Source organism: Azorhizobium sp. AG788 (assembly GCF_943371865.1).
Lineage (GTDB): Bacteria > Pseudomonadota > Alphaproteobacteria > Rhizobiales > Xanthobacteraceae > Azorhizobium.
Window position 1 is genome coordinate 1 of sequence record NZ_CALRWL010000079.1, and the last position, 15,999, is coordinate 15,999.

The 15,999-nt window shown below is 68.9% G+C and carries 10 protein-coding genes; 8 read left to right on the plus strand and 2 right to left on the minus strand.

The genetic code is table 11. The annotated features are described in order from the left end of the window. Positions 1–157 precede the first annotated feature (157 nt). The 8 genes from AAG816_RS26370 to AAG816_RS26405 all read left to right on the plus strand — a co-directional run bounded on the left by AAG816_RS26370 (position 158) and on the right by AAG816_RS26405 (position 12,596). On the plus strand, positions 158–1,234 hold the full coding sequence (locus tag AAG816_RS26370; RefSeq protein WP_341992693.1) for an ABC transporter ATP-binding protein: 1,077 nt from the start codon (positions 158–160) through the stop codon (positions 1,232–1,234). Next, the gene (locus AAG816_RS26375; protein ID WP_341992694.1) at positions 1,231–2,160 is read left to right on the plus strand and encodes a sugar ABC transporter permease; all 930 of its coding nucleotides are present in this window, start codon (positions 1,231–1,233) and stop codon (positions 2,158–2,160) included. Before AAG816_RS26370 ends, AAG816_RS26375 begins: the two co-directional genes overlap by 4 nt. Positions 2,161–2,164: 4 nt before the next feature. Beyond that, the gene (locus AAG816_RS26380) at positions 2,165–3,007 is read left to right on the plus strand and encodes an ABC transporter permease subunit (RefSeq protein WP_341992695.1); all 843 of its coding nucleotides are present in this window, start codon (positions 2,165–2,167) and stop codon (positions 3,005–3,007) included. Between the two features lie 8 nt (positions 3,008–3,015). Further along, complete coding sequence (locus tag AAG816_RS26385) at positions 3,016–4,494, plus strand: mannitol dehydrogenase family protein (protein ID WP_341992696.1); 1,479 nt, start codon at positions 3,016–3,018, stop codon at positions 4,492–4,494. A gap of 511 nt (positions 4,495–5,005) precedes the next feature. Beyond that, complete coding sequence (locus AAG816_RS26390; RefSeq protein WP_341992697.1) at positions 5,006–5,890, plus strand: hypothetical protein; 885 nt, start codon at positions 5,006–5,008, stop codon at positions 5,888–5,890. A 428-nt stretch (positions 5,891–6,318) separates the two neighbouring features. Then, a complete protein-coding gene (locus AAG816_RS26395; protein WP_341992698.1) occupies positions 6,319–7,119 on the plus strand; it encodes an SDR family NAD(P)-dependent oxidoreductase in 801 nt (266 codons plus the stop codon). A 634-nt stretch (positions 7,120–7,753) separates the two neighbouring features. Beyond that, positions 7,754–9,523, plus strand: a complete 1,770-nt coding sequence (locus tag AAG816_RS26400) for a methyl-accepting chemotaxis protein (protein WP_341992699.1) — start codon at positions 7,754–7,756, stop codon at positions 9,521–9,523. A 1,048-nt stretch (positions 9,524–10,571) separates the two neighbouring features. Continuing rightward, on the plus strand, positions 10,572–12,596 hold the full coding sequence (locus tag AAG816_RS26405) for an autotransporter outer membrane beta-barrel domain-containing protein (RefSeq protein ID WP_341992700.1): 2,025 nt from the start codon (positions 10,572–10,574) through the stop codon (positions 12,594–12,596). A 34-nt stretch (positions 12,597–12,630) separates the two neighbouring features. Here the strand turns inward: AAG816_RS26405 and AAG816_RS26410 are convergent, their stop codons facing one another. Next, the gene (locus tag AAG816_RS26410; protein ID WP_341992701.1) at positions 12,631–13,353 is read right to left on the minus strand and encodes an SDR family oxidoreductase; all 723 of its coding nucleotides are present in this window, start codon (positions 13,351–13,353) and stop codon (positions 12,631–12,633) included. 578 nt (positions 13,354–13,931) lie between these two features. After that, positions 13,932–14,966, minus strand: a complete 1,035-nt coding sequence (fni, locus tag AAG816_RS26415) for a type 2 isopentenyl-diphosphate Delta-isomerase (protein ID WP_341992702.1) — start codon at positions 14,964–14,966, stop codon at positions 13,932–13,934. Positions 14,967–15,999 lie beyond the last annotated feature (1,033 nt).

Here is a 15,999-nt window from a genome sequence, read left to right on the forward strand (position 1 = left end):
CCCCACCTCTCCGGGGCTGCGGCCCCGGTCCATTACAGAGCACCAGGATACGGACCCCCACGAGCCCGGCCCCGGAAAGGGTCTGGACCGCGGGGCGCGAGCCAAATCCGCCCACGCCCCGTCACCCGGATCCACCGCTGCAACCCGGAAGCGCGCCATGACCATCCACGCTGCCAATTTCCAAGAACTGAAGATCGATCGCCTGTCGCGCGAGTTCGGCAATCTGAACGCGCTGCGCGAGGTCAATCTGACCATCCGCCAGGGTGAGTTCATCGCGCTGCTGGGGCCCTCCGGCTGCGGCAAGTCCACCACGCTGAACATCCTGGCCGGCCTGCTGCCCGCCACCGGCGGCGGCATCTGGCTGGATGACAAGCGCATCGACCAGTTGCGCCCGGAAGAGCGCGGCTTCGGCATGGTGTTCCAGAATTATGCTTTGTTCCCGCACATGAGCGTGGAGCAGAATATCGGCTTCGGCCTGCTCATGCGCGGCATGGCCAAGGCCGAGCGCAAGAAGCGGGTGGAAGAGGCCATCGCCTTGGTCCGCCTCACCGGCCACGGCCACAAGCTGCCCGGCCAGCTTTCCGGCGGCCAGCAGCAGCGCGTGGCCATCGCCCGCGCCATTGTGGTGGAGCCGCCTTTGGTGCTCATGGACGAGCCCCTCTCCAACCTCGACGCCAAGCTGCGCCTGGAGATGCGGGCGGAAATCCGCCGCATCCACAACACCTTGGGCGCCACCACCATCTATGTGACTCACGATCAGGAAGAGGCGCTCTCGCTCGCCGACCGCATCGTGGTGCTGAAGGATGGCGTGGTGCGCCAGGTGGGCTCGCCCGACCAGTTGTTCGCCCATCCCGAGCATCTGGACGTGGCCGAATTCATGGGCTTCCGCAACCGCCTGCCGGGCACCGTCGTCTCCCGCGAGGGCACCGACGCCATTGTGGCGCTGGCCGCCGGCGGCCAGATGCGTGGCCGGGTGCGCAATGAGGTGAAGCCGGGCGATGCGGTCATCGTCGCCATCCGCGCCGAAGATCTCGTGCACAGCCCCGCCGGCGAGGGCCTGCCGGTGAAGGTGAATTCCAGCGAGTTCCGCGGTCGCGAATTCTGCGCCTTCGGCGTCTCCGCCGACGGGGCGGACCTGGCATTCCAGTCGCACGCCTCGCTGGGCGCGGCGGACGCGGTGCATGTGACCGCCGATCCGGCCCGCGTGCTGGTGTTTGCGGATCGCCCCCAATGAGCGCCCACATCTCCACCTCCCGCGCCCCCGATCAGGCGGCGCGCCCCACGCCGGCGATCCCGCTGGGCCAGCGCCTCAAGGCCAAGGGCATCGACGGGCTCACCTTGCTGCTGGTGCCCGCCGCCCTCTTCATCATCGGGCTGTTCGTCTATCCGTTCCTCTACGGCCTCTGGCTCTCGTTCCACCCCAAGGTGGGGGATGCCCTGGCCAACTATTCGAAATTCTTCGCCGATGAATTTCTCTACGGCACCATCGCCACCACCTTGTGGCTGGCGGTGCCGGTGACGGTGCTGAACTTGGTGCTGGCGGTGCCCATCGCCTTGCGGGTGCGCCATCTGCGGCGGCAGCGGCTGCTGACCACCATCTTGGTGATCCCGATCACGCTGGGCACCGTGCTGGTGGCCGAAGGGCTGCTGAACTATCTTGGGCCCCAGGGCTGGTTCAACCGATCGCTGATCGCGCTGGGGATGATCTCCAAGCCCGTGGCGCTGCTGCACAATTACTGGGGCGTGTTCATCTCGCTCCTGCTCACCGGCTTCCCCTTCACCTTCCTGCTGACCCTGTCCTATCTGTCCGGGCTCGACCCGGCGCTGGAGCAGGCGGCGGCCACCCTGGGCGCCAGTTCCTGGGCGCGCTTCCGGCATGTGATCCTGCCGCTCCTGCTGGCGGGGCTGGCGATCACCTTCTGCCTGTCGTTCGTGCAGGCGTTCTCGGTGTTCCCGTCCGCCGTCCTGTTGGGCGCGCCGGCGGGTCCCACCCGCGTGATCTCGATCGCGGCCTATCAGGCGGCGTTCGAGGATTACGACTACTCCATGGCCTCGGCCATCGCGATGATCATGGCCGCCGTTCAGCTGGCCATCGTCGCCGCGCTCCTGTTCGCCCGCGGCCTGATCTATCGCGGCGCCACCTCCGGCGGAAAGGGTTGACGCCATGATCCGCGATACGACTTTGGGTGCCCGCCTGTGGATCATCGCCGTCTGGGCGGTGATCGGCTTCTTCATCCTCAACCTGCTGGCCATGATCGCCGCCGTGGTGGTGTCCTCCTTCGCCACCCGCTGGCTGGGCACCTGGTTTCCCATCGGCTGGACCACCCGCTGGTACACCTCCGCCTGGAACGAGTTCCAGCTGGATGAGGTGCTGATCGTCACCTTCCAGGTGGTGTTCCTGGTGGTGTTCCTGTCCGGCCTCTTGGGCGTGCCGGCGGCCTATGCCATGGCGCGGCGGGATTTCCCCGGCAAGAAGCTGGTGATGCTGCTGTTTTTGCTGCCGCTGCTGGTGCCGCCCATCACCTTCGGCATTCCTTTGGCCACCGTGCTCTACCGCACCGGCCTCGCCGGCAGCATGTCCGGCGTGGTCCTGGCCAATCTGGTGCCCACCATCCCGTTCGTGGTGCTGGTGATGATCCCGTTCGTGGAGCAGATCGACCGCCGGGTGGAGGATGCCGCGCGGGTGTTCGGCGCCGGCACCTTCCAGCTGTTCCGCTATGTGCTGGTGCCGCTGCTGCTGCCCGGCATCCTGGCGGCGCTGCTGCTGGTGCTGGTGCGCACCATCGCCATGTTCGAGCTGACCTTCCTCACCGCCGGCCCCACCAGCCAGACCCTTGTGGTGGCGCTCTATTATGCGGTGTTCGCTTCGGGCGTGCGCTCGGTGCAGTCCATCGATGCCATGGCGGTGGTCTATATGATCACCACGCTGGTGTGGCTGCTCATCGCGCTGCGCTTCGTCAACCCGACCCAGATCGTTGCCCGGGCCAAGTCCGAGCACGCCCACTGAGAGCCCCGATGCGTCTGTCCCTCTCCACACTCGACCGGCTGCCGCGCGATGTGCGGCGGCCGGCCTATGACCTCGCCACCGTCTCGGTGGGCGTGGTTCATCTCGGCGTCGGCGCCTTCCACCGCGCCCATCAGGCGGTCTATCTGGACGACTGCCTGGCCCGCGGCGCCACCGGCTGGGCGGTGTGCGGCGCCAGCCTGCGCTCGCCGGATACCTCGGACGCCCTCGACCCCCAGGACGGCCTCTATGCCCTCGCCGTGCGCTCGGGGGCCGGCGACGACCTGCGGGTGGTGGGTTCGCTGCGCCGCCTGCTGGTGGCGCCCCGCGAACCCCAGGCGCTGCTGGTCGCCATGAGCGACCCCAAGGTGCGCATCGTCACCCTGACCGTGACCGAGAAGGGCTATTGCCACGACCCCGCCACCGGGGCCCTGGACGAGCGCCATCCGGACATCATCGCCGATCTGGCCAACCCCTCCGCGCCCAAGAGCGCGCCGGGATATCTGGTGGAGGCGCTGGCCCGCCGCCGCGCCGCCGGGGTCGCCCCCTTCACGGTGCTGTGCTGCGACAACCTGCCGGCCAATGGCGAGACCGTGGCCAAGGTGGTGACCCGTTTCGCCACCTTGCGCGATCCCGATCTCGGCCGCTGGGTGGAGGGCGAGGTGGCCTTCCCCTGCACCATGGTGGACCGCATCGTGCCCGCCACCACCGATGCCGATCGCGCCCTGGTGGCCGGGCGGCTGGGGCTGGAGGATGCCTGGCCGGTGATGGCCGAGCCGTTCAGCCAGTGGGTGATCGAGGACCGCTTCCCCACCGGCCGCCCGCCCCTGGAGGAGGTGGGCGCGCAGTTGGTGGCGGACGTGCGGCCGTATGAGGACATGAAGCTGCGCCTGCTCAACGGCAGCCATTCCACGCTGGCCTATCTGGGCTATCTGGCTGGAAAGGAAACCATTTCCGACGTGATGGCGGCCCCCGCCTTCGCCCGTCTGGTGGCCGCCTTGCAGGACAGCGAAGTCACCGCCACCGTCCCGCCCGCCCCCGGCGCCGACCTGGCCGCCTACAAGCAGGCCCTGCGGGAGCGGTTCGCCAATCCGGCCCTCAAGCACCGCACCTGGCAGATCGCCATGGACGGCTCGCAGAAGCTGCCGCAGCGCCTTCTGGCCCCCATCCGCGACCGGCTGGCCGCCGGCGCGCCCTTGCCATTGCTGGCTTTGGGCGTGGCCGGGTGGATGCGCTATGTCTCCGGCCAGGACGAGGCCGGCAAGCCCATCGATGTGCGCGATCCCCTCGCCGCCCGCTTTGCGGCGGTGGCCGCCGAGGCCGGCGGCGATGCGGGCAGACTGGCGGATGGATTGCTGGCCATCCGCGAGGTGTTCGGCACCGATCTGCCCGCCGATCCGCGCTTCACCGGCCCGGTCCGGGCGGCGCTGGCCAGCCTCTACCGCCAGGGCGCGGCGGCCACCGTGGAGGCGGCGGTGGCGCAGGCCTGAGCGGGCCGCAGTCGAGATCAGATCACAGGGGATGACACATCCCCTGTGTATCACCCATGGAGTTCCCCCTTGCTCCGTGGGAAGTCACGCCGATTTCCCGCCATGTCCGCGTCGCAACAGCGTGTGGCATCCGCAGGCGGCGGGCCGCCGGGCGGTCCGCGCCCTCCCCCTGATCCCGATCCGGCAGGGCGACGACCTCATGCGTATGAGACACGCTTCGCCCCGCACTTCCCCGTTTGCACCACCCTGTGGCATCGCCGGAGTCGCGACAGCGTGTGTCATACGTGCGCCGGTCCAGACCGCGCCGGCAATCGGTACGGGCTTCACCGGTAAAAACGACGCAAGACCTGCGCCGACGCGCAGAGGCGCCCCCGAAAAACACCGAGATCGTCCGGGTTTTCTGTGGCGGTTGCATAGGGCTTCCCGGTAAGGTCCGCGTCCATTGCCTCCGCGTCCGGTTCAACCGCGCAGGTCGAGAGCCACAGCGACGCGCCGTCGCGCGGAGACCAGCATGGCACGCATCGCCCCCCTCATTGCCCTCGCCCTCCTCTCCAGCCCCGCATGGGCGGCGGGAGAGATTCCGTTCGAGACGGTCAAGGGCTGGGAGATCGAGCGCTCCGCGCCCGGCGCGAAGGGCCCGGTCTGCCTGATGAGCAAGGCCTATAAGGATGCCGACGACGAGGATGCCGAGAATGCGCTGGTGTTCGCGCAGGCGGGCGATCAGATCGTGTTGTCCTTCGTCTATGAGCACTGGACCTGGAAGAAGAACGAGAAGCTTCGCGTTCCCCTGGTGCTGGACAAGAAGGTCGCCATCGCCAAGTCCGCCTGGATCGGCGACGGACCGACCCTGACGGCGGAGCTTCCCAATTCCATCATGCCGAGCCTTCTGGCCGCCAAGACCATGGTCCTGAAGCTCGACGGCGCCGACGCGGATTTTAAGCTCGCCGGTTTCGCCGAGGCCTATGAGGCCCTGCGCCGCTGCGAGAGCACGCCCGCCAGTGCCGCCGCCGCTCCGGCGCCGAGCGCAGCCGCCGGAGGAGCCGCGGCGCCCGCCACGTCGGCCCATATCGTGCAAGCCATGACCTTCCCGGGCGACGGCGACGTTCCGCCCCAAACGGCATTTGCGGCCAATACGCCCAAGATCGTGCTGGGGTTGCAGGTTCGCGACGTCAAGGCCGGCGACAAACTCACGGCGGCCTGGATCGCGGAGAAGACCGATGCCGCAGCCCCGAATTATACCATCGCATCGGTCGCGATCCCGCTGGGCGCCAGCCCGACCGTCTCGTCCAGCCTGAGCAAGCCCGATGCCGGCTGGCCGCCCGGCCAGTATCGTGTGGATGTGAGCTACAATGGCGGCCCGGTGGAGTTCAGCCAGCGCTTCACCGTCAAGCCATAGACGGCCCTGCGGCAGCCCCGCCCGACCCGATCGGGATGCGGGGCTGCACCACCGGATCGACGGTGCCGGCCGAGCGGTACTGAGCCATGACTGAGCAGTGCCACCTTCACCGAAGCGCCATCACCGAAGCGCCATGACCGAAGCGGCATGAAGAGCGGCATGGCGACGGCTGCGCCACGGTGCGCCATCGCCACCGCCGCGCGCCCACCGCGCCGACACACGGACCCGGCAGATCCATCGCGCCTGGATCGCACGGCGTGGCTCGCACCTCTCCACACGTCCCCTTGAACACGCTGTGGCATGGCCCGATGTGAGACAGTATATGTCATACCCGCGCCGACTTTCCCGGCCAGACTGCGCGCTTGGATTTTCCGCCGTCCCCGTGACGTGCCCCGTTGCCCTCCCCTTCCCCACCCCGGAGACCTGCCATGACCGACACCATCCCTTTGTCCGCGCGCCCGGTGTTTCCTGATCTGGCCGGCAAGGCGGTGCTGGTGACCGGGGCCAGCACCGGCATCGGCGCGGCGGTGGCCGAGGGCTTCGCCTTGAGCGGGGCGCGGGTGGCGGTGCATTTCAATGCCAGCCGCGACAAGGCCGAGGCGGTGGCCGAACGCATCCGCGCCGCCGGCGGCGAGGCGGTGCTGGTGGCCGGCGATGTCACCCAGCCGGGCGCGGCGGATGCCATCGTCGATGCGGCGGTGGCAGCGCTGGGCCGGCTCGACGTGCTGGTGAACAATGCCGGCGGGCTGGTGCAGCGGGTGGCCATCGCCGATTATAGCGACGCCTTCGTGGACCAGGTGCTGGATCTCAATGTGCGCCAGGTGGTGGCCTTCATGCGCGCCGGCTCGGTGCGGATGACCGCCCAGGGCGATGGCGGGGCGATCATCAATGTCTCCTCCATCGCTGCCCGCAATGGCGGCGGCGGCGGGGCGGTGCTCTATGCGGCGGCCAAGGGCTTCATCTCCACCGCCACCAAGGGCTGGGCCAAGGAACTGGCGGGCGCCGGCATAAGGGTCAATGCGGTCTCCCCCGGCGTGATCGCCACGCCGTTCCACGAGCGCTATTCCACCGCTCAGCAAATGGCCGCCATGCGGGCCACCATTCCCATGGACCGCATCGGCACCCCGGACGAATGCGTGGGCGCGTTCCTGTACCTCGCCTCCCAGGCGGCCAGCGGCTATGTCACCGGCCAGATCCTGGAAGTGAACGGCGGCCAATACATGCCGTGATGCGGCCCGCCCGCTCCCCCCGGCCGCGGCCGGACGGGGGGAGCGGCCACCGCGCCGGCCGGTGCCCCTGGCGGCCCGGTATTGAGTCATTGCTTATGGATGCTGCCCCGTTCGGGGTGGCATCGCCCATGGCCGCGATCCGATCAAGCAGCCCACGCGGCGCCGCGCACCGATGCGGTTTCAGACAGGCCCCCGATGGCGCGGGCCGACCGTGCGTCGCGATCATGGCGCGCTTGCCGCCTGAGTGGGATGCTTCGGGCTTTGGTCCGGATGAGCCAGCCTCGGCAGGAGCCTTCGGACCCCGCTTGGGTCACGATCCAGACATCCGCCGTTGCACCGCGCCCGCCTCGCCCGATCACGCGGTCCCCTCTCAAAGCCCCCCGTCGGGTCGGCAGCCTGCCTCTGCCCGCTTGCGCCCGCGCGCGCCGCATTGCCCCTACTGCACCGCAGCAAAACCGACAGATGGCGAAAGTGGATGGCCCGCAATACACTTAGCCTTACCTCCGCTATTTCTTGCAACGTCATACCCACGCTTGGGCATACGAAAGTATAAGCCGGCTAATGCAACCTTGGCGCAAGTTTGGGCCGGGACATATGATATGGACAGGAAAACAAACGCTGGCGGAGAGCCATCATGTGGGGGAAATGGGGTCGCGGGAAGCCATCGGGAGGGCTTCCGCCGCGACCGGCGAATGATGCGGCACGGCTTGAACCGGCGGTCGAAAGCGGGCCTTCGCCTGCGGTCGCGGCGGCGGCACGCGAGGCCGGCGGCGACGAGGCGGAACTGATCCGGCTGCTGGAAGCCGACATCCGCCGCGCCCAGGGCAAGCTGGCCGGCTCAGGCGCCGCCATGCGCGCGGCAGCCGCCGAGGGCGTGCGCGGCATCGAGCGCATCCGCGGCGACAGCGACCATATGGCGGGCGAGACCACCTTCGCCCAGGAGACCGCGGCGGGCCTCGCCCGCGCCATCAGCGCCTTTGCCGAGACCGCGGGCGAGATCGGCCGGCAGGCCCAATCCTCCGGCACGCTGGCCACCCAGGCGGAAGCGGCCACCCGCGAAGTGACCGCCGCCACCGTGGAATTGCAGACCGCCATCCGCGAGATCCAGGCGGTGGTCTCGCTCATCGACGACATCGCCCGCCAGACCAATCTGCTGGCGCTGAATGCCTCCATCGAAGCCGCCCGCGCCGGTGCGGCCGGGGCCGGCTTCGCGGTGGTGGCGAGCGAAGTGAAGGCGCTGGCCACCGAGACCCAGAAGGCGACCCGGGAGATCGGCGCCAAGATCGAGCGCCTGGAGGCCGCCGCCAAGACCAGCGGCGGTGCCGTGGAGCGGGTGGGCGCCACCATCGCCGAAATCCGCCCGGTGGCCGCGCGCGTCGCCGATGCGGTGGCCGGCCAGGTGGCCGGCATCGACGCTATCGCCCGCGGCGCCGCCGATGTGCAGCACTTCGCCCAGGAAGTGGCCGCGCGCGCCCAATCCATCCGCGAGGCCAGCGGCGCCGCCGCCGCCACCGGCGCCGAGATCGCCCGCAGCACCGAGGCGGTCACCGGCGGCGTGGACGAGATGTCCCGCCATCTGCTCAGCGTGCTGCGCCAGACCCCCATGGGCGACCGCCGCGCCTTCGAGCGCTGGCCGGTGGAGATCAGCGGCAAGGTGACCCTGGCCGGCGCCAGCGTCCCGGCCAAGACCCTGGATCTCTCCCAAGGCGGCGTGCTGCTGGCCGCGCTCTCCCCCGCCCCCCGGGTGGGAACGCGGGGCGAACTGGATCTGGCCGGCCTCGGCCGTCTGCCCTGCCGGGTGGTGGCGGTGAGCGAACTGGGCTGCCATCTGGCCTTTGCCGAGACCAACCATCCCGCGGTCAGCGCGCGCATCGCCGCTCTGGCCGCCGCCTCGGCCGCGCCCATCGCCCGCGCCGTGACCGCCGCCGCCGCCGTGACCGCGGCATTCGCCGCCGGCCTCAAGGATCGCCGCATCAGCCGCGACCAATTGTTCGACACCGACTACAAGGTGCTGCCCGGCACCGATCCGGAGCAGGTGGAAACCCAGGCCCTGCGCTTCCTGGAGACGGTGCTGCCGCCCTTGCAGGAGCCGCTGCTGAAGCAGGACGCCAATCTGGTGTTCTGCGTGGCGGTGGACATCAACGGCTATCTGCCGGTGCACAATGCCAAGTTCGCCCAGCCGCAGCGCCCTGGCGATCCGGCCTGGAACAATGCCAACAGCCGCAACCGCCGCATCTTCGACGACCGCGCCGGCCTGCTGGCGGCGCGCAACACCAAGCCGCATCTGGTGCAGGTCTATGCCCGGCACATTGGTGGTCAGGTGATCATGATGAAGGAGGTGGACGCCCCCATCGTCATCGACGGCCGGCACTGGGGCGGCTTCCGCACCTGCTATCGGCTGTGAGCGGGGCGCGGGCACGCTCCTGCGCCCGCGCGAGCCCGCGCCGATCAACGTCCATCGGCAGTTGATGGGACAATGGGTGCTCGATCCCGAGATGAGAGGGCCATGCACCAAGTGAGTGAAGCGGATCGGATCGCGCTTGAGCATGCGTCCACTGGAGAGTGTCCACTGAGGAGCAGCCACTGCGACGCAGCCACGGGCACATGGCCACGATTGCGCGGCGCCGCTTTCCCCGTCCGCCGTCCTTCATTCCTGACATCGCGGCAGCGGCACCACACCGGCCTGCGCAACCCGCCGCAGACGCCTTGAACGGGGCTGCGACGCCGCTTTCGATCCGTATTTGCATCTATTTTTGGAACAGGTCTGTCTTTACGTCCGTCCCCTCACACTTCACTGTCTTCGGCAAGAAGAGCGCGCCGGAGGGGACGTCCATGGGGCCATTCAACACTTCACGGGTCTGCACCATGACCAAGACGCAGGCGATCATGGACGTGACCAGGATGGCTCCAATGTCCGCGCCACAGGAAACGCCCTGAAGATGGTGGGTGATCACGCGGCATCGTCCGGTTCGATCCGGACGATGCCGTCGTCGCACCTCGGCCGCGCACCGCCGCCTCGGGCCAATCGCCTTAGAGCGTTTCGAGCGAAGTGGATTCCGGCTCGCGTGAAGAAAGCGCGATAAAACAGCTGGTTGAAAGATTTCAGCGATTCGAGGACACGGGGAAAAATTCTAGCGCGCGGCTGACCGCCCGCACCCCCGCACCGGCCCCAGCGGCCGGGCTTGAAACCTGCCGCCGCCATCCCCCCCGGCGGCAGGCACACGTCCCGCGCGGGTGCGTTCGTATGCCCGCGCGGGACGTGCCCGTCTCTCTGGTCCCGCCGCCGGCCGGCCCTGCCCGCCCGAGACGCGGCCCGACGCGCGGCCCCTGGCCCGGCCACCGGGTCACACCGCCCCATCCCGGCCTTCCTCAGCCTCGCCCCGGCGTGTCATACTTTGGCAACGGTTCGCCTCGTCGCACCGCCATGGTTTCCGTCCGGTGAGAGCCCGCTCATGTCTGCCCTTGCCCCCCGCGCCGCATCCTGCACGCCCCCGCGCCCCGCCCGCTGGATCGCGATGGTCGCGCTTGCGGCCCTGGGCGGGGGCGTGCCCACCGCGGCCAGCGCCCAGTCCAGCAGCACCTCGTCCAGCAGTTGGGATGCCACCATCTCCAATACCTATTGGTATGTGCCGGTGCCGGTGCTGCTGGCCTATGGCGCCCCGCCCACCAGCTTCGCCAATCCCATCCCCATCGGCGACCAGACCTTGTGGACCCTGGGCACATCCACCAATGGCGCCTTCACCGGCACCAGCAGCGCGCAACTGGCCATCGGCCCGATCCTGACCACCTCGGTGTCGACCATTCAGGGGCTGGTGACGCCATCGGGACAGATCACCATGCTCTTCACCCCCGTCAGCGGCGGGGCCACCACCATCGGCCTCGGGCAAATGACGACCAAGAACGGCGTCACCGAGATGGAGATGCAGATGATCACCGGCACCAGCCTGCTGGTGACCCACTGGGCCTATATGACCCCCTACAATCCCGCCACCTTCACGCCTCCCGCCGCCACCGCCATTCCCGTGAGCATCGCCGCGCCGCAATGGAGCTGGACCGCCGGCACCCCGTGGCGAATCGTCAGCCCCACCACCTTCGGCACCGGCGCGCCGGGCAAATTCATCATCACCGACTATAAGAACGGCTATTTCTGGGGCCAGGGCGTCACGCCCGGCGGCACCGGCACCTTCACCTTGCTGGGCTCCATCACCCCGGAAGGCAAGGTGCTGTTCAACTCCATCACCGCCGGCACCCTCTCCAGCCTCTATGGCGATTTCACCGGCGATGCCAATGCCGCCCAGATGGTGATGGACCAGTACAGCCTCGCCGGCGCCTCGGGCAGCCTGAGCTTCGCCAGCCTGATCCCGCCTTATGTGAACACCGTGCTGGCCACCCATACGCCCGCCGCCATCGGCGCGGCGCAGAGCCTCTATGCGGTGGCGGGCACGCCGCTGGGCCTCACCGGCGTCATGTCCCCGGCCATCGATGTGCTGAACGCGCTGAGCGGCCCGGCGCTCTCCGTCGCGCTCAGCCAGACCTTGCCGGTGCTGAACGCCGCCGCCACCCAGGCCACCTGGAATGCGCAGCAGGGGTTCGAGCAGACCATCCGCGACCGGCTGGATGTGCTCAGCTACGCCGGCACCGGGACCGCGCCCCAGGCCGCCTGGCTGAAGCCGTTCGGGAGTCTTGCCTCCCAGGGCAATCGCAACGGGGTGGCCGGCTATGACACCGCCGGCGGCGGCGTCACCGCCGGCTTCGACCGCGAGGTGGCCCCCGGCCTCACCTTGGGCGCGGCGGGGGCCTATGGCTATTCGTCCGTGAGCCTGAACGGCGATGCGGTCGCCAATGCGCTGACGCTCAACAGCTATTATCTGGCGCTCTACGCCAGCTATGCCCTCACCCCGCATACCCTGCTCAGCGTGCAGCTGGACGGCGCCTATCATCGCAACGCGGAAAGCCGCACGGTGGACATTGTCGCCGGCACCGCCTCGGCGGATTATGCCAGCGCGGGCGGCCATGTGGGGGTGGGGCTCAAGGAGATCGTCACCCTCGGCCCGGCGCTGCAGATCGCCCCGGCGCTGCGGCTGGATTATGCGCGCATCGCCGCCGATGGCTATGGGGAGAGCGGCGCCGGGGCCCTGAGCCTGAACGTGGGTTCCCAGACCTATGACGACCTCAGCCTCACCGCCGAATTGGGCGGCGCCTATGGCCTCACCGATCATGTGAAGCTGCTGGCCAAGGCCGGCATCGGCTACAATCTGCTCAACAGCCAGAACCGGATCACCGCTTTCTATGCGGGCGGCGGCGCGCCCTTTGTCACCTATGGCGCCTCGCTGTCGCCCTGGCTGGCCTCGGGCGGCCTGTCGCTTGTGGGCTTCCAGCAGGACGCGCTGGAACTGGGCCTGTCCTATGATGTGCAGGCCAGCCCTTCGGGTTATTTCAACCAGATGGGCTCGCTGTTCCTGAAGGTGCGGATGTAGAGGCCGGCCGGTTTGATCGCAGGCTCAGCAGGGTTCACCCCTTGGTGCGCAGGGTCGAGCGCCCGCCATCCACCCCCAGCACCTGGCCGGTGATCCACCCCGCCTCGGCCGACAGCAGGAAGGCGGCGGCGGCGGCGCTGTCGTCCGCGGTGCCCAGGCGCTGCAACGGGTGCAGGCCGGCGATGGCGCTGGCCATCTGGGCATTGGCGGTGAGCGACGTGGCCAGCGGCGTGTCGGTGAGCGAGGGGGCGATGCAATTCACCCGCACCTGGGGCGCCAGTTCCGCTGCCAGCGCCCGCGTCAGCCCCTCCACCGCGCCCTTGGCCATGGCGATGGAGGCGTGATTGGCAAAGCCCTGCGCCACCGCCACGCTGGAGAACAGCACCACGCGGCCTGCGCCCGCCTTCAGCCCCGGCAGCGCCCCCTGGATGGCGGCGAGCGCGCCCAGGGCATTGATCTGAAAATCCGCCAGCGCATCCGCCGCCGTCACCCGCGCCACCGGCTTCAGGGCGATGGTGCCCACCGCATAGGCCAGCCCGGCCACCGGGCCGTCAATGGCCGCCACCGCCGCCTTCAGCGCCTCGGCCTCGCGCACGTCCACCACGGTGACGTCCGCGCCCAGTTCCCGCGCCAAAGCGGCGAGCGGCGCCTCGGTGCGCCCCAGCAGATGCAGCCGCCAGCCGGCGCCGGCCAAGCGCCGCGCCAGAGCCGAACCGATGCCACCCGCACCGCCGATGATGATGCCGACCGGAGCCATATGCGTTCCTCGCCCGTGGATTGCGCGCCAGCGGCGCTTTCCCCTCATACGCGCGCCGGACGGAAAGGGATGACGGGGGAGTGGCGTTAGTGAGACAGGGCTGCGGTCGAGCCCGCATGGGCCCGCATGAGCGGGTCATCATTCCCACCGGTGCGCCTTCGAATAGCAAACGCATCCGCGAACGCTGCCGACACCCCATCGGAAATAAAAATATGCCCATTACTCCCCAACAATTCTACATTTGCCGCGGAGACGGACCTTCTCTGACCCCATGCGTCTGACAATTGGATAAAGACGAATCCATTACTATCATCCTGCCCTTTCGCCCCCAGCAGAATGACCTGATCGAGATAGGCTGAAACATCCGCTGTGGGTTGCTCGAATGCACTTGACGGGCGCAAGTCCCGCAGAAGGCGCCTGAGGGCGCCTGAAACCAGTTTTGACCGGAGAATTTCTCCAACTGTATTCAGACCGACCGCGCTTGAGCTCGCGTCCACGGCGCCCTCCCCCCTTGAACCACTGATTTGTAGCAGTCCGGGCCGAGATCGGAAATGACGCAGGGTCCGCCTAACGCCTTCTCACCCCGCAGCCGGCCCCGCCAGCAGCCGCGCGGTGCGCAAGGCGGCGAGGTCGCGGGAGCCGGTGCAGAAGCAGGCGAGGCGCAATTGCGCCAATAGCACTTCGAAATGCGCCACCACCGCCGCGGTGGAGTCCACCGCCGCCGCCAGCACGCCCGCCGCCTGCCCCACCACATCGGCGCCCAGGCGCAGCGCCTTGGCGGCGTCCACGCCGTCGCGGATGCCGCCGGAGGCGATCAGCGCGCCGTGCGGGCAGGCGGCGCGCGCCGCCACCAGTGCCGCGGCGGTGGGAATGCCCCAGTCGGCAAAGGCGGCGGCGATGGCGGCGGTGGGGCCGGACGCGCGCGCCCCTTCCACCAGCGCCCAATTGGTGCCGCCGGCCCCGGCCACGTCCACGGCGGCGACGCCGGCCTCGAACAAGGCGCATACCAGGTCCGGGGCGAGGCCGAACCCCACTTCCTTGACGACCAGCGGCACGCCACCCGTGCGGGCGAGGGTGGCGATGGCCGCCAGCACCCCGCGCCAGTCGCGGTCGCCGCCGGGCTGGATCGCCTCCTGCAGCGGGTTGAGATGGATGATGAGCCCGTCGGCGCCGATCATCTCCACCACCCGGCGCGCCGCATCCACCCCATAGCCCGTCACCAATTGCGCCCCGCCCAGATTGGCCAGCAGCAGCGCATGGGGCGCCCGCGCCCGCAGGGAGGCATCGAGGCCGTGCGCATCCCCCTGCTCCAGCGCCATCCGCTGCGAGCCCACCGCCAGGGCAATGCCCAGATGGTCCGCGGCTTCCGCCAGATGGGCATTGATGGCCAGCGCCTGGCGCGGGCCGCCGGTCATGGACGAGATCAGCACAGGCGCGCGCAAGGCCCTGCCGAGGAAGGTGGTGGTCAGGTCCACGGCGTCGAGATGCAGGTCGGGCAGGGCGCGGTGCTCGAAGCGCACCGCCTCGAAGCCGGTGCGCAGGGTGGAGGCCGCGCCCGCCGGGGCGAGCACGATGTCGATGTGATCCTGCTTGCGCTGCCAGGGATCGCTCATGACGGGGATCGCGTTCCAGCTGTCCGGCTTGGGCGTTCCCAAGGCCCGTCAGGTCTAGGAGGCGGGGACACCGCTGGCAAGCGCCCGGCGCCGCGCAGAAATGTGCGCCGCTGCCCTTGTTAAGCCACGAACGCCTCTTATATCCAACTCAACCCAGCAGGCACGAGGCGCCGCCGCAGCCCTAGGCGCGGCGATAAGGTGGGGGACGGACGGATGTACTCCGACCCGACCTGCACCTCGGCTGGAGTTTTCCGAACAGCCTGAATTCCTTTCAGCGCCTGATCCTTTTCAGACCGGAAGACACTGCGGCGCCTGACACGCGCCGCATCCCTCAGCCGGGTGCGCCGGCGGGACCGGACGGATGTACTCCGGCCTTGCCCGCCCCATCTGAGGGAAAGCACCAACTCAGGTTTCAGATCAGCCTTGCGAAAGGTCAGCCTGAAGCCAGCTTGGTGAGACACAGTCGAGACAACCTCAGCTCAGGCATGCAGGTGGAATACGGACGGATGTACTCCGCTTCCATCCGCTGCCCGGCTGGGGATCCTCGCAAAGCCTGATCTTCGTCCGCGTCACTGCGGGATGAAGACCACGGATCGCAGCCCCAACCTCGGCGCGCCCATGGGACCGGACGGATGTACTCCGGTCCTGTGCATGTGCTCAGTTGGGAGCTGCACCAGCGGATCGTCGCGACGCTCACCCCGTGGTGGCGCGCGGCAGTGGCTCCAGGCTCAGCAATGGCGTCGGCGGGAGACGGACGGATGTACTCCGCTCCCACCCGCGCCAGAGCTGGGGTTTGGGCCTTCAGATCGGCGCATCACCCTATCGCCCCTGCCCCATCTCCCCTGCCCCTGGCAGGATGCGGGATCGGGTGGCGGCTTCAGCAACGGCAGGTGGGAACCGGACGGATGTACTCCGTTTCCACCCGCGCCGGCGCTGGGGGCTTGCGCCGCGTCTGATCTTTGGCACGTCTGACGTCAGTGGCAGGTTTGAAAAACGAACGGCGGGGATACGGCAACACCGTATCCCCGCCGTT

Coding starts and splice junctions, on each gene's coding strand:
- AAG816_RS26375 (WP_341992694.1), top strand. CDS start 1,231: ATGAGCGCCCACATCTCCACCTCCCGCGCCCCCGATCAGGCGGCGCGC.
- AAG816_RS26380 (WP_341992695.1), top strand. CDS start 2,165: ATGATCCGCGATACGACTTTGGGTGCCCGCCTGTGGATCATCGCCGTC.
- AAG816_RS26395 (WP_341992698.1), top strand. CDS start 6,319: ATGACCGACACCATCCCTTTGTCCGCGCGCCCGGTGTTTCCTGATCTG.
- AAG816_RS26400 (WP_341992699.1), top strand. CDS start 7,754: ATGTGGGGGAAATGGGGTCGCGGGAAGCCATCGGGAGGGCTTCCGCCG.
- AAG816_RS26405 (WP_341992700.1), top strand. CDS start 10,572: ATGTCTGCCCTTGCCCCCCGCGCCGCATCCTGCACGCCCCCGCGCCCC.
- AAG816_RS26370 (WP_341992693.1), top strand. CDS start 158: ATGACCATCCACGCTGCCAATTTCCAAGAACTGAAGATCGATCGCCTG.
- AAG816_RS26410 (WP_341992701.1), bottom strand. CDS start 13,353: ATGGCTCCGGTCGGCATCATCATCGGCGGTGCGGGTGGCATCGGTTCG.
- AAG816_RS26385 (WP_341992696.1), top strand. CDS start 3,016: ATGCGTCTGTCCCTCTCCACACTCGACCGGCTGCCGCGCGATGTGCGG.
- fni (WP_341992702.1), bottom strand. CDS start 14,966: ATGAGCGATCCCTGGCAGCGCAAGCAGGATCACATCGACATCGTGCTC.
- AAG816_RS26390 (WP_341992697.1), top strand. CDS start 5,006: ATGGCACGCATCGCCCCCCTCATTGCCCTCGCCCTCCTCTCCAGCCCC.